Consider the following 13,373-nt stretch of genomic DNA (forward strand, 5'->3'; position numbering starts at 1 on the left):
CACCTATCCCTCTTCAGGAGTCAACTCCCTTGAGCGACAAGCAACTTCGCCCCACCGAGCTCCCAATCCCCGAACTCGCAGCCGCGTACGTCCAGGCAGGCGAGACGCTCTTCCTCGCGCTCCACGACGACATCGCCGCCCGCGTACGCCTCGCCCATCCCGAAGCCGCGTACCTGGAGGTCAGCCTCCACCCGTCCGACGACATCGAACTCCACGGCATCTGGGGCGCCCAGGAGCCCGGACGTGACACCTGCCGCCTCCTGTACAACCCGCACGACGAAGCGACGGAGGACTGGCAGGACGGGCCGCTGGACCTGGACGAACTCGTCGAGGACCTCAGCCGGATCCTGTCCCACTCCCTGCTCCAACGCTGGGGAGTCGTCCAGCCCCACCCTCTCTACGAGCACCGCAACCGCCGACGTTGGGTCGTCCTCCCGGCGGCCGACCGCGCCGCCACCGTCGCCGAAGTCGTCCGCCGCCACATCCCGGACGCCGAGTCCCTGATCTGCCGCTTCGAGGCGGACCACGGCGGCATCGCGGTCGGCTTCGAGCAGCTCACGCTCAGCGGCGGCAAGACGATCAGCATCCCGTGCCCGCGCTGCTCGCCGGAGACCGACGACAGCCCCTGGCCGTACGACGTCTCCCACGAACTCGCGCACCTCCTTGGCCAGCTCTACGCCCTGCCGCACCTCCGCCGCCAACACCTCACCCCGTGCGCGGACTTCGCCTCGGACCGCGAGGGGCACCTGTGGCAGCTGGTCTTCCCGTACCGCGAGCCGGACTCCACCGAGGCGACCTCGCCCCGCCCCTGACCTGATCACCCGTCCCGGAAGGACCCATCCCTGATGACCAACACAGCGCCGATCCGAACCACTACAGCCCTACGTCACCGCAAGCTCGCCGTCGACGCCTTCAATGAGGCACAGGCCCACTATGAGATCGCCGTCCTCGACCACGTCGCCGCGCTCGTAGCCGAGGCGTACCCGGAGACGACGCACCTCACCTTCGACCACTCCGCGCACGACCGGAGGATCGAGCTGCACGCTCTGTGGACCACTCGCCACGACGGTACGGAGGAGCAGCTTCTCGACGTACGCCAGGACGGCGCCACCGCCGCCCTCGACCTGGACGAACTCGCCGACGATCTGAGCGACGCGCTCGCCGGACTGCACTCGGCGGCCTGGAGCACCGTACGGCCCGATCCCAGACCGGACCGGCGCTGGGTACTCGACCTTCCTCCGGCCGACCGGGCTGAACGGCTCGCCGAGCTCGTACGAGCGCACCATCCGAAAGCCGGGCTGGTCACGGTCGAGTTCGTCGGCCGCGGGTGCCGGGTACTCAACGTCGACCGTGCGGACGTCACGAAGCTCAGCATCGACGTGATCGCCGGGCCGAGGCCGGCCAGCGGCGAAGGCTCGCTGTTCCCGCAGGAGACCGAGCGGCAGATCTCGGCACTCGTCCTGCAGATCCATGCCCTGCCGCACCTGCGCGCCCAGCACCTCGTACGGGTTGGGGGCCCGGCGACGCACACGGCGCTTCTCCTGCTCCCCCAGACGAACACGCACGGGGAGTGAGGTGTCATGTCCCTGCTCATTCAGCGCCAGCCAGCCGTGCCTTCCGTACCCGCCGTGCACGCCCAGACCATCGCGGCGAACGTGCTGAAGACCTGGCCCACGGCGATCGGCCTGACCATCGAGTACGTCGCACACCACGACCACGGCCCGCGCGGCGCCGTCACCTTCGCCGTCGTACGAGCCCTAGAACCGTGGCCCAGCCCCGTACTGATCCGCTGCGACGGCTACGGCCACATCGCCCGCGGCTGCGAACACCCACGCCCCGACGGAGAACCCTGCTGGCACCCCTCGGCCCCGCACCTCTCCCTGCGCGACCACGGCTTGTGCCCGCACCACCTGCCACCCCTCGCCGTCCAGGAATGGGTCAAGCACCCTGAGCTGCCGCTCTACGGACTCGTCACCAGCGTCGACCCGGACGGCACCGTCGTCATCGACTTCGCGAGCGGCGAACTCACCTTCCACGCCGCGCAGGTGCCGCGAGTTCCTCCGCACATTGCCGAAGCGCTCGGCCGCGGGCCGCTCGACGGCCCCGTGTCCCTGATCGACGAGTAGCCGAACCACCTCCGGTGGCCGTGTGCGAGAAGGCCGCCGAAGCACTCAACTCCCTTGTCTACAACGAAAAGAGAGCCCTCAGCATGAACGGTCACGCCGTAGTCGCCCTCGGCTTCACCAGACCCGTGTACGTCCACGAGCTGCGCCCCGGCGACGTGTTCGCCTTCCCCGACGCACCGAGCACCCCACTCACCGTGATTGGCGTCGAGAAGACCGCCCTCTTCGCCGAACTCACCCTCCTCGCCCTCACCGTCCGCGGCCGCGACGAGCCGCTGCACCTCCCGGCCAACACCCCCGTCAAGGCCCTACGCATGCTCCGCACGGTCAACCTTGCCTGCCTACTGTGCCGCAAGAGCCAGGACATCGAACTGGACCTCCCGCACGACGGCGAACCCCTCTCCCTGGTCTGCGCCGACCACGTCCCCGACCTGGACGAGCTCACGGAGACCGAGTGATGGCCCTCCACTACCTCAGCGCCGTCCAACTCCTGCGCCGCGCCGACGAAGAGAAGGCCCGCGCCCTGTACGCCGACGTCATCGAAGCCCTCGAACAGCACTGCACGGACGTCGGCGTGGACTGGCCCGGCAACGAGCTCAACATCACCGTCCAATTAACGACCGACGGCGAACAGTACGTCGCGATCTCAGGCCGCGAGTCGCTCCCCTGGTACGACGCCCGCAGCGAGCTCGGCGGCTGGAAGGCCGTGCACGTCGACAACACGTACGGCACGGCCAAGGTCATCTACGACACCACCACGGACGAGGGCGAGCCGCCCGGCGACATGTCCCTCGAACCCCTCGCCGAGGAGATCGGCTCGTACGTCAACGGTTGGCGCGCCGAACACGGCGGATAGCCCCAGCCCCTCCACACCACACCAGGGGGCCGCGCCTACGACATCGATCGGCCGGCCCCCTACCCCACCCATGCCTGATTCAAGAAAGGGGCACCCTTGTGCTGACCTTCACCGTCGGCAGCGGACCGGCCCTCGAGGTCGCAGAGTTCGCCGACTTCGACACCGGACAAGCCGTCTACCGCGTCACCGACATCGGCGCCTTCACCCTCGGCTGGGAACCCGACCGACACCCCGAGGCCGTCCAGGACCCGATGGAGGAGATCCTCCAAGTCGCGTACGGCACTGGCCCGTACGGCTTCCGCATGGACGAGGCGCCGGTCCTCTTCGGCGTCACGCTCGCCGGTACCGAGTCCTTCCCCCGCACCGCCCTCGACGCGGGCGCCCTCCGCCTCCGCCCGTACCGCCTGATCATCAGCGCCCCCGTACGCGCTCCGAAGGGCACAGCCCGCCGGACCACCGCCATCGTCGCCGCCCTGGCCCGTCACTGGCTCGCCCAGCCCTGGACCCCGGAGCTGCGCCGCGCTCACGAACACCACTGCGCACCCCACTCCTTGAACCGCTACAGCGGCCTCATCGCACAGCACGAGGAACGCATGCGGCGCCTCCGCGAGCACCACGCCTACTACCTACAGCGAGCCGAACGCGCCACGGCGATCCTCCAGGCGGGCCCTGCATCTGTCCCCGCGGGCGCTCCACCACACCCGTTCGCTCCGGCGGACACTCCGCCCGCCGAGACGGCGGGGCGGTGACCCGGTGATGGTCCAGTTCGACCTGTTCGGCGAGGTGGAGCAAAAACTCGAGGAGCGCGCTAGACATCGCGAGGCGGAGGCCGCCAAGCCCAACCCAGCCCAGACCCCTCGACGCAGGAAGTACGCAGCACCCCGCGATCCCTACCAGCATGCCAACAAGATCGCCGAGAACGTCATGTCCGCCTGGTACAGCAGCTACGGCGGCAACCGCATGGACGTCCCCCTCGGCACCGTCGCAGCGCTCTGCTTCTTCCGCGAACCACTGATCGCCGACTGGCTGCTCACCCTCGAACCAGCCCACTTCCCGCCACTGCTGCGGGAGATCTGGGGCGTCCAATGGTCCGCACGCCCGGACCTGATCGAGGTCGCACGCCCGCTCCACGCCTGGGTGGAGGAGAACCCGGACGACTACCGACTACGCGCCGTCCAGGCCGTGGTGCACACCGCGGTGAACACGGGCCTGCTCGACATCACCGCCGAGGAGGACCCGTACCTGCGCTCCCGCGCGGACATCCTCAGCCCCCTCCTCACGGGCCTGCGCCACAAGAGCGACAAGAAGTGGCGCGGCGAGTACCACACACCGCCCTGCATCACCGACCTGATGGCACAAGTCCTCGTCGACGACGACACCTGCGGACCGGGCATGTCCGTACGCGAACCCGCCATCGGCAGCGGCGGCATGTTCCGCTCTGTCGCCCAACGCATGCGCGAACTCAACCTCAACCCGCACGACTTCCGCTGGTACGGCAACGACATCGACCCCCTGTCGACCGCCTGCGCCGCCGTGAACGCCATCGTCTGGGACCTCGGCCCCAACGTCGCCATCTGGTGCGCCAACACCTTCGCCGAACACGACGGCGGCCTGGCCAAGGCCCTCGCCGAACGCGCCGCGATCATCAAGCACCGCAACGCCGTCGTCGAACAAGCCCTGTTCGAGCACAGGGCACGCCGAATGATCGACGCGCTCGACCGGCTCCTCGAGGGAACGGCGGCTTGAGAGCCCCGTCCCGATTCACCCGCGGCCCACCGCAGGCATGGCCCTCAACCCACACCTCGCCAGACGACCGAGAAGGACACCCGTGAGCCCCACGAAAACCAGTACTCCGCAAGACCCCGACACCCGGAAGACGGAGCGCGTCATCCCCGCGGACTTCGCCGAGTACGTCACTGCCATCGCAACAGGACTCGGCGACGGCTGGACCGTCGCCACCGACGGTGACTCCCGCCCGGACCTGACCGCGTACCTCGCCCACCCCGACGGCCGCCGCATCGGCATCAAACGCCTCTGGCGAGGCGAGGCAGTCCAGACCTGGGCCCTCGCCGTACCACCCCGCGAGTTCGATAACGAGGGCGACGCCGCGTCGTACACCGACAGCCTCAAGCACCTGACCAACGGCATCCGCTACAACGTCGGCGTCTGCTTCACCAACAACCCACCCGCCGCGACCACCGCACGGAACATCCGCACCAGGCTCCTGCCGGCATTCGACGGCAAACGCCCGCCGCTGCGCGCCTTCCCGAAGAAGCGCCCGCGTCCCACATCGGCCAAGAAGGCCGCCACACCCACCACTTCAACGAAAGCCGCCGACGCTTCGAAGCCACCCGCAAAGGGCCAGAAGAGGAAGACGGCGCCCGCGAGGAAGACCGAGCCGAAGAAGAGCGCGACCGCCGCCCGGCCACGACGCGGCACAAAGCCAGCAGCGGGCACGGCAAAACCGAGGGACACCGCACCGTAGTCGGAAGTCGCAGCCCACCGAATCCGTCACGAGCAACTGACCAACACCCCGGGTGCGGGACGCACCACAAGCCCGCCCCGCACCCGCCACACACCAGCAGCACAGAGAACTGTCATGACACAACTGGACCTATTCGGCGAGAAGCAAGCCGCCCTCGACCGCAACTCCGCCCGCGCGGCAGAACACGCGACCCGAGCCGCCCGCCACGCCACCTACCTCGAACCCCTAAAGATCGACTGCTGCACCGGCGAACCCATCCCACCCGACGAACACGGCTGCCCCCAGTACCGCTGCGGACGCTGCGGCGCCCTCGACTTCGCCGGCACCTTCGCCTTCACCCACGACCGCGGCTGGGGCGGCTGCTACGCCGACACGGAACCCACCCTCGGCACCGGCAATACGATCCACCAGGTCGGCCTCTCCGCCTATCGCCACGACAACCAGCACTACCCGCCCTGCGCCCGCCCTAACTGCGGCCACGCACGCGGAGCCCACCAGAGCGTGCCGCCCGCCGCGCCCGAGGACTCCAGGTGTTACGAGTACTGCGGCTGCCTCGGCTACGTCGTCCCGCCTGTGGCTAGCCCGCCCCTCTCTTGCTAGCCGAGCGCTCGAAAGATTGGCCGGATCTATGCGACAGCGAAATCTTCGCAAAGCGGGATGCACCAGACAGATACCAACTCGCCCCATCGAAGGCAGCGACGGCCGTCCTAACGCAGCCGCACCCACCGGGAATTGCGGCTCGGCGACCTCCGTACAACCGGGGAATTGAACCCTCGCCCCGAAAGCCGAGCGGTGCTCAAGAGAACGCGCTTGACGGCGCCACCTGGGAGGCTCGACCCGGCAACGCCCCGCCGTCGGACTCAACAACTCCGGTGAGGCCAAGTGAGGCCAGAGTGGGACCAGTCGGTCTCGGTGAGACCAAAGTGGGACCGTCGTGCCTGGTACACCCCAGAAGAGTTCGGGACCGTCCGGGACTCGATAGGACCCTTATTCACGCTCTACAGAGCCCATATGACGCCTCGGCAGCTCCGCCACCCGCCGAACCCGCTGGTCCCCCATACAACTAACTCCGAATACTCATTAAGCTACTTGACTTGCTCCTAAAGCGGGTGTCGCAGGTTCGAATCCTGCCGGGGGCACAGGGTCTGACCAGCGCGTTTACCTCTGCGAGGTAGGCGCGCTGTTCGTCGTAGCCATGGCATTAACCATGAATAGGTTCCAGAACCATGGCGACCAAGACATCCAGGCGACGTCAGCGCGGCAGCATCCGACCCAACGGGGCCGGTTTTCAGGTCCGGGTCTACGCCGGGCGTGACCCGCTCACGAAGAAGGACATCTACCTCCACGAGCAGGCCGAGACAGAGCCCGAGGCAGAGAAGGCGCGCACGAGGCTCCTCCACCAGGTCGACGAGAAGCGCCACCCCAAGACGCAGGTGACCATGTCCTTCCTCCTCGACCGCTGGCTCGGTGTCGCCGAGCTGGACGAGACGTCGTACGAGCGGGCCGAGGGCATCATCCGCAACTACCTCAAGCCGACCTTCGGTGACCTGAAGGCCGGCAAGCTGACCGCTGAGATGCTGGAGCTGTTCTACTCCCGGCTGCGGAAGTGCCGTGAGCAGTGCGAGGGCCGACGCAATGGCAAGGCCGACCCGAAGACCAAGCAGAAGCACGTCTGCCAGACCCTCGAACCGAACTCCATCCGGAAGATTCACTTCATCCTCCGGCCTGCACTCGACCGCGGCCTGCGGTGGGGCTACGTGACGTCGAACGTCGCAGCCCTCGCCGAGCCGCCCTCCCAGCCCAAGCCGAACCCCGACCCACCGACTCCCGAAGAAGCGGTCCTCGTTCTCAACACGGCCTGGCAGCGGGACCTGGACTGGGGGACGTTTCTGTTCATGACGATGGTGACCGGCTCGCGCCGGGGCGAGATGTGCGCGTTGCGCTGGTCGGACATCAATCTCGACCGGCTCGAACTGTTCGTGAAGCACTCCATCAACGGCCGCCGGATCAAGGACACCAAGACCCATCAGCGCCGTAAGCAGGCCATCGACGTGATCACACGTTCCGTTCTGGTCGCCCACCGAGCCCGTGCTGAAGAACGCTGCAGGGCGCTCGGCGGTGAACTCGCGCGCGTTGCCTTCGTGTTCTCCGGCGAAGCCGACAGCTCCGCCCCGCTCGTGCCGTCGAGCGTCAGCCAGCGATACCGCCGCCTCGCGAAGAACCTGAAGATCCACACCCACCGCCTGAAGGACCTGCGCGCGTACAACGTGACCGAGCTCCTGGGCGCCGGTGCCGACGTACGAACCGTCGCCGGCCGCGTCGGCCACGGCGGCGGAGGTGCGACCACGCTGAAGTACTACGCGGCCTTCCTGGCCACCTCGGACCGCCAGGCCGTCACCGCCTTCGCCAAGCAGCTGCCGGTGCCAGAAGGGCTGCTCGCCGAGCAGCCGGTCACGACCTTCATCAACGGGCTGCGCCTGGTCTGCGGGTGCGGCAACGAGTCGCTGTGGGCGATGCTCGTCGTCACCGACGACGGGGCCGAAGCCCTGTGCGGCCAGTGCGAGGCAGCCGTCCAAGCCCGCCCGGACACGGAGGTGGGTCCCCTCGGCAGGACCACCAAGATGGAGGCAGCCCCACCTCGAGAACTCGCTCCCTGGGAGGCGATCGCCCAAGAGCTCGCTGGTGCCATCAAGGACGGCACGATGCTCCCCGGTGAGGATGTCCCCACCGTCGGCGACATCGCCCAGGCCCACGGCGTCTCGGTCGGTACCGCGCACCGGGCCTTCACCCAGCTGAAGAAGGACGGATTGATCGAGGTCAGCCGAGGTCGTCGTGCCGTCGTCCGTGAGGTCCACGAGGAGGCCTCCAACGCCGAACGCAGTCAGGGCATGTCGTCGACCAGAGCAAGTCCCGACGGCCGTCCGCTATGACAGTTCCCGGGGCCCTCAGCTTGGGAAGCTGCGATCATTCGAGGCCTGTCCGGGCAATGAACTGGGGGAACGCCCTGGCTGCCGCCTCCTCAGGCCGGACCGCTTTCACCGCCATTCCCCGCTGTTCCCCGCCTGATCTGGTGCGCTTGTGGTGCGGCCGCCCGGTGCGCGCGTTCCGCTGTGCCGACGCGCACCTGGGGCTGCTGGGCGAGCAGGCCGCTGTCCGTAGGTGATCAGAGCCCCGGCTTTCCAGAGTGAGTGCTCCCCGGCTGGCAGCTGGGAGGGCGACGAGAAGGGTGCCCTCGCCGGCGTCATGGCTGATCAGGTCGAGCGACCGCTCCCGACTGGATCACCCCAGGTCGAACGCGTTCGGCAGGCCGGCCTTGAAGCGGAAGTGGTCGTGGCGCTTGAGGCTCTCGAGCTCCGGCGGCCGGAACAGCGGGGTGACCGTGCAGCGCGGCGCACTCGAACCTGCTTGATCCAGAAGGGCATTGACCGCCTGACGGGCCGAGGCGTTCGCGCCCTCCATGGTGGCGAGGTCGATGTCCACGGCGACGTAATCCCCGGACAGGAAGAAGTTCGGGACCGTGGTCCTGGCCGAAGGGCGGTTGTGCAGCGTGCCCACGGGGTGGATCAGCAGCTCGTCCTGGTTGGTCGGGTGCGGGGTGCCGATCCCGTCCACTCCGGGGTCCAGGAACCACGAGTGCAGCGTGCTGTCGCGCAGCACTGTCTTGCCGGTGTCGTTGAGTGCGTCCTTGAGCTGTGCCCACACCTCGCGTGCGACCTCCTCGCGGGTGCACTGTTTAGCCGTTTTGCCGTACAGGACGCCGGGCTTGTCCCACTCGGAGATATCCACCGACAGACACTCCTTGGCCACGCCGTCGCCGTAGTCGGCGGCGAAGTCACGCCCTGGCCAGTGCCGGGCCTGGGCGATCGCGGTCAGCGACCATGGCGAGTCGATGCAGTTGAAGTGGCCCTGTACCACGGGCGGCGTCTCGGTCAGATAGAACTGAAGGCCCGTCATCCAGTCCGTCTGCAGCTTGTCGCAGCGTGCCAACTGTGGGTCGGCAGCGCGTAGTCCGGCACTCCAGGTGCGCCGCGCGTGCTCCACCGGCATGGCGGAGACATAGTGATCGGCAGTTATGGAGCGAAGGACGCCGTCCGTATCCTCGATGACGGCCTCGGAGACCCGCCCGTCTCCGCCCAGCCTCACCTCGTGCACGGTCCAGCCGATACGGAACTCCACGCCCAGGGAAGTGAGATGAGCCACCCAGGGGTCGATCCAGGCCTCATTGGTGGGTGCGTTGAGGATCCGGTCGGGTGGGCCGTCCGCACCCCGGCCGAGCGCGTTGAAAACGAAGGCCTCGCCGAGGGTGCCGACCGTGCGGGTGCTGGCCTCCTCAGCCTTGGTGGCGACGATGTTGCGGGTGACGCCGACCGCGAGGATGCGCTGGTACTCCTTCGACATCTGCCCGGCGCGTACGAAAGTCCACCAAGGGGTGGCTTCCCAGGTGGAGTTGCGGCGCGCGTCGCAACTGGTCAGGAAGACGACGGCGCGGTTCACGAAGTACGCGATCTCATGGAGAGGAAGATTGAATCCCGTCTCCAGGAGGCCGGTGAGGGCGCGTCTGATGTCGTCGAGGGTGAGCTCGGCGGGCTCCTTCTCCCCGGGGATGGGTATCCGCAGATCCTCGCGGCCGTTGTTCCGCGCGAACATCATCTCCTTGGGTGCGATCAGGTTGTCCCAGACGCCGCCTGCGTTCCCGGGAAAGGGGATGCGCCGCATCGTGTCGGGGAGGTTGTGGTAGATCCCCGGGATGAAGCGGAACCCGTGCTCCGCGGGCAGTGGCTTGCGGCTTCCCTTCGCGCTGTCCGGTACGTCCATGGAGCGGGCCTTGCCGCCGAGCGCCCGGCGCTCGTAGACGGTCACCGCGAAGCCCCGCTCGGCGAGTTCATGCGCCGCGGTCAGCCCGGCGACGCCACCGCCGAGCACGGCGACGGCCTGCTGCCGTCCCTGCGCCGGTGCCGCTGAAGCCGCCGTGCCGGTGCCCAGCGCCACAGCCCCGCCTGCGGCAGCGGCCCCCACCACAAAGGTGCGTCGAGTGCTGCCCGTTCGCCCCATGACCGGTCTCCCCTACCGTCGGTAACGCCTGTGGTCCGGCGGAGGAGCCTAAGGGAGTACCCCTCGACGCGGAAGGCATGGACATGACTGACGTGGGCATGCGCGCGAATGTGGCGCGTTTGCGTCACCCGCTCCAATGAAGACCCCAGGTCAGTGACCTGGGGTCTTCATTGGAGCGGGTGACGAGAATCGAACTCGCGCTCTCAACTTGGGAAGCTGCGATCATTCGATGCTTTCCGGGCAATGACCTCAAGGAACGCCCCGGTTGCCGCCTCCTCAGGCTGGGCCGCTTTCACCGTGATTCCCCGCTGTTCCCCGCCTCATCTGGTGCGCTTGTGGTGCGGCCCGCCCGGCGCCCGGCTCTGACGGACTGACCGTACGTGCAGGCGCGTTGGCAGGCGCATCAGAGATGGCGCTTGGACGCTCTGACCAGTCGACTGATGTCGTCGCGGGTCTTCACCCTGCGCCGGTCCAGTTCGGTTCTGCTGTCCGTCTTGGGCAGGGCTGTTACGTCCGCAAGTACAGCTTCTGCCGCCTCGCTCAAGGCTTCGTCATCGGTGAGCATCTGCACCCGGAAGAGAGCTTCTTGGGCGCTGGAGCGCAGGTCGTATGCGCGGACTCGCACCACGCCGGGGTCCTCGTGTGGTGGTTGTTCGTGTTCGCAGAACCAGAGATGTACCAGGCAGCGGCGGTAGTTGATGAGTGCGCCGGCGTAGGCGGAGTAAGCATCGAGTCGCTCCTGGCGGAGCCTCTCATGGCGCGTGAACTGATGCCCCTTGTCGGTGGTGCGGTGCTGAAACGCCAGGGTGAGCCCCGAGCCGAGCAGGGTCCCCAGAACGGCTATGGCACTGGCGATGATGGTCTCCACACCCCAAGCTGATCACGTATCGCCGAAGGGGCGCAGTACCCGTTCCGCTCTCACACCAACACGATTTCCAACTGTGTTGGTGGGGTGGCGGGCTGTGTGCAGGGGCGTTCACCTGCGTTCATGGGTGGCTCATCACCAGGCCGGGATCGGCTCCGGGTCTCCGCTGAACGCCGGTGACCCCGGCTGAATGAGACGGAAACTGAGACGGTCCGTCCGGCGGCCGTTGTCAGTGACCTCGTCTAGTGTCCGGCCATGAGCATGATCGGTGAGTACCTGCGTGTCACGGCTGCTGAGCTTGACCGAGCGATCCACGCCCCCGACTGGGCTCTGGACTTCGTCGAAGAGGTCCAGGAGGCCGAGGAGGAGTCGGAGCCCGCGCTGGCCGAGGCGCGTCACTACAGCACGTACAAGACCTGGGACATGCTCCGCTTCCTGCTGGCGCGCGCCGAGTTCCCCGTGAACGTGATCCACGGCGAGGAACCGTTCACCGAGGATGAGGATTGGGGATACGGGCCTCCGAGGTACCTGCGGCCTGAACGGGTCCGCCTCGCGGCGGAAGCTCTGCGGGCCACCAGCTATGCCCAGCTCATCAGCGGCGTGGACCCTGCCGAACTGACCAGCGCCGAGGTGTATCCGCTCGGATGGAGTGAGCCTGGCTCGCTGGAGTGGGGGCGTCCTTGGTACGACGGTCTCACGCAGTTCTTCGAGGCTGCTGCCAGAGCGGACGACGCGATGCTCGTCTGGCTGGACTGACGGGCCAAGACAGCAGTGAGACCTCAGCTTGGGAAGCTTGGGTTCTCGATGGGAGGCTGCTTGGCTGAACTGCGGCGGAGCGGGCGCGGGGCCTGACTGTCCGGTGCCCTGGTCCCCGCCATTCCCCGTGGTTCCCCGCACGATCTGGCACGGGATCGGCCGTCCGATCCGTACGTCTGCCTTGAGCCACGGACTACTCGTAGGTGGTCGCAGCTCGTAGAGCTTGTGCGAAGAGGCTCCAGTGACCCGCTGGCGGGCAGATTGCGACCGGCGTTGCTGTACCCGCCGTCCGCGTCGTCCAGGCGGTACGGGTTGATCGAGGAAGGCAAACGGCGCACGCAGGTGGTGATCGACAACGACCCCGTGCTGTGGTTCATGCTGCATCTGCGCGATCAATCGGAGCCGCGAGGTCTTCCGGCGTTGACGGCGCACATTCCCAGCCTCGCCAGCGAAGCCAACGCGCAAGGTATGGAGGGATGTTGAGGTCTGGGGTGTGTCCAATGGCGGTCGGCTTCCGGCAAGATTGCACAGCACTGGCAAGGTCGAAGTCGGGTTACCCGCGGCCTTCCAGGGAAAGATCTAGAGTGCATCTCAGTGAGTCGGAGGGGGCTGCTCATGAGCGGTACATCACGGTCGCGTCACGACAGGACAGAGCCAGCGCCGCCGCCCGAGCGCGGCTCCGATCGCTTCAGCGACGATCCCCCTGATCCCCTCGCCTCGCTGCTGGCCAAGGTCAACAAGGGGGAACACATTTCGACTCCTGGGGACAACGCGGGCGGCGAAGACCGCGACCCCCATGATGAGGAATGGCGGGAACATGATCGACACGGCCCCTATGCGCAGGGGCGTCGCCGGAGGAACTAACGCACAGGGCGGAGTCCCCGTCTGCGGCAGCGCAGGCGTGGACTTGGCGTGAAAGCTGCTCACGCGGGCTGGAGCGGAGCGGCTTGCAAGGTTGTCACGCAGTTAGACACTCAGTGCGTCTCGCACGCGGAGCGGTGGCTCAATCTTCTAGAGGCCACGTAGCGCCTCGTACAGGTCGCTGTAGGCGGTCCAACAGTCGATGCTGCCGTCGTCGTACAGGCTGCCCATGTACCAGTCATAGTCATCGACAGGCTTCACGAGACACAGGCTGTGGAACCCGAGAACGATCTCCGGGTGTGGCATCTCGTGGGCCTCGCCGAAGCCGACCCACTTCACTGGCCGATCGGGATTCAGGGCGACAGCCTCTTGGTC

General features: G+C 67.4%; 14 protein-coding genes. 12 read left to right on the forward strand and 2 right to left on the reverse strand.

The genetic code is table 11. The annotated features are described in order from the left end of the window. Positions 1–29: 29 nt before the first annotated feature. From OHT21_RS18600 to OHT21_RS18645, 10 genes are all read left to right on the forward strand, one after another. Positions 30–812, forward strand: a complete 783-nt coding sequence (locus tag OHT21_RS18600; protein WP_328769459.1) for a hypothetical protein — start codon at positions 30–32, stop codon at positions 810–812. A 33-nt stretch (positions 813–845) separates the two neighbouring features. Then, positions 846–1,574: a hypothetical protein gene (locus OHT21_RS18605; protein ID WP_328769460.1), complete on the forward strand. Its 729-nt coding sequence runs from the start codon at positions 846–848 to the stop codon at positions 1,572–1,574. Positions 1,575–1,580: 6 nt separating this feature from the next. Next, positions 1,581–2,126, forward strand: coding sequence for a hypothetical protein (locus OHT21_RS18610; protein WP_328769461.1), 546 nt, complete (start codon positions 1,581–1,583; stop codon positions 2,124–2,126). Between the two features lie 83 nt (positions 2,127–2,209). Beyond that, positions 2,210–2,581 (forward strand): hypothetical protein, encoded by a 372-nt coding sequence (locus OHT21_RS18615; RefSeq protein ID WP_328769462.1) that lies wholly within the window; start codon positions 2,210–2,212, stop codon positions 2,579–2,581. After that, complete coding sequence (locus OHT21_RS18620) at positions 2,581–2,979, forward strand: hypothetical protein (protein WP_328769463.1); 399 nt, start codon at positions 2,581–2,583, stop codon at positions 2,977–2,979. Before OHT21_RS18615 ends, OHT21_RS18620 begins: the two co-directional genes overlap by 1 nt. A gap of 98 nt (positions 2,980–3,077) precedes the next feature. Beyond that, complete coding sequence (locus tag OHT21_RS18625; RefSeq protein WP_328769464.1) at positions 3,078–3,728, forward strand: hypothetical protein; 651 nt, start codon at positions 3,078–3,080, stop codon at positions 3,726–3,728. A 7-nt stretch (positions 3,729–3,735) separates the two neighbouring features. Beyond that, complete coding sequence (locus tag OHT21_RS18630) at positions 3,736–4,725, forward strand: N-6 DNA methylase (protein WP_328769465.1); 990 nt, start codon at positions 3,736–3,738, stop codon at positions 4,723–4,725. Positions 4,726–4,807: 82 nt separating this feature from the next. Beyond that, complete coding sequence (locus tag OHT21_RS18635; RefSeq protein ID WP_328769466.1) at positions 4,808–5,464, forward strand: hypothetical protein; 657 nt, start codon at positions 4,808–4,810, stop codon at positions 5,462–5,464. A gap of 114 nt (positions 5,465–5,578) precedes the next feature. Further along, on the forward strand, positions 5,579–6,064 hold the full coding sequence (locus OHT21_RS18640) for a hypothetical protein (RefSeq protein WP_328769468.1): 486 nt from the start codon (positions 5,579–5,581) through the stop codon (positions 6,062–6,064). Positions 6,065–6,690: 626 nt separating this feature from the next. Continuing rightward, a complete protein-coding gene (locus tag OHT21_RS18645) occupies positions 6,691–8,394 on the forward strand; it encodes a tyrosine-type recombinase/integrase (protein WP_328769469.1) in 1,704 nt (567 codons plus the stop codon). Positions 8,395–8,743: 349 nt separating this feature from the next. On the opposite strand, the gene OHT21_RS18650 is transcribed toward OHT21_RS18645, so the two are convergent. Then, positions 8,744–10,516 (reverse strand): hydroxysqualene dehydroxylase, encoded by a 1,773-nt coding sequence (locus OHT21_RS18650; protein WP_189326272.1) that lies wholly within the window; start codon positions 10,514–10,516, stop codon positions 8,744–8,746. Positions 10,517–10,919: 403 nt separating this feature from the next. Then, positions 10,920–11,384: a hypothetical protein gene (locus OHT21_RS18655; protein WP_189326273.1), complete on the reverse strand. Its 465-nt coding sequence runs from the start codon at positions 11,382–11,384 to the stop codon at positions 10,920–10,922. 252 nt (positions 11,385–11,636) lie between these two features. On the opposite strand from OHT21_RS18655, the gene OHT21_RS18660 reads away from it, so the two are divergent. Beyond that, positions 11,637–12,137 (forward strand): YfbM family protein, encoded by a 501-nt coding sequence (locus OHT21_RS18660; protein ID WP_328769470.1) that lies wholly within the window; start codon positions 11,637–11,639, stop codon positions 12,135–12,137. Between the two features lie 312 nt (positions 12,138–12,449). After that, positions 12,450–12,620 carry a hypothetical protein gene (locus OHT21_RS18665; protein ID WP_328769471.1) on the forward strand — a complete coding sequence of 57 codons (171 nt, stop codon included), beginning with the start codon at positions 12,450–12,452 and terminating at the stop codon, positions 12,618–12,620. The last annotated feature ends 753 nt before the right edge of the window (positions 12,621–13,373 follow it).

This window comes from Streptomyces sp. NBC_00286 (assembly GCF_036173125.1).
In the GTDB taxonomy this organism is placed as follows: Bacteria; Actinomycetota; Actinomycetes; order Streptomycetales; family Streptomycetaceae; genus Streptomyces.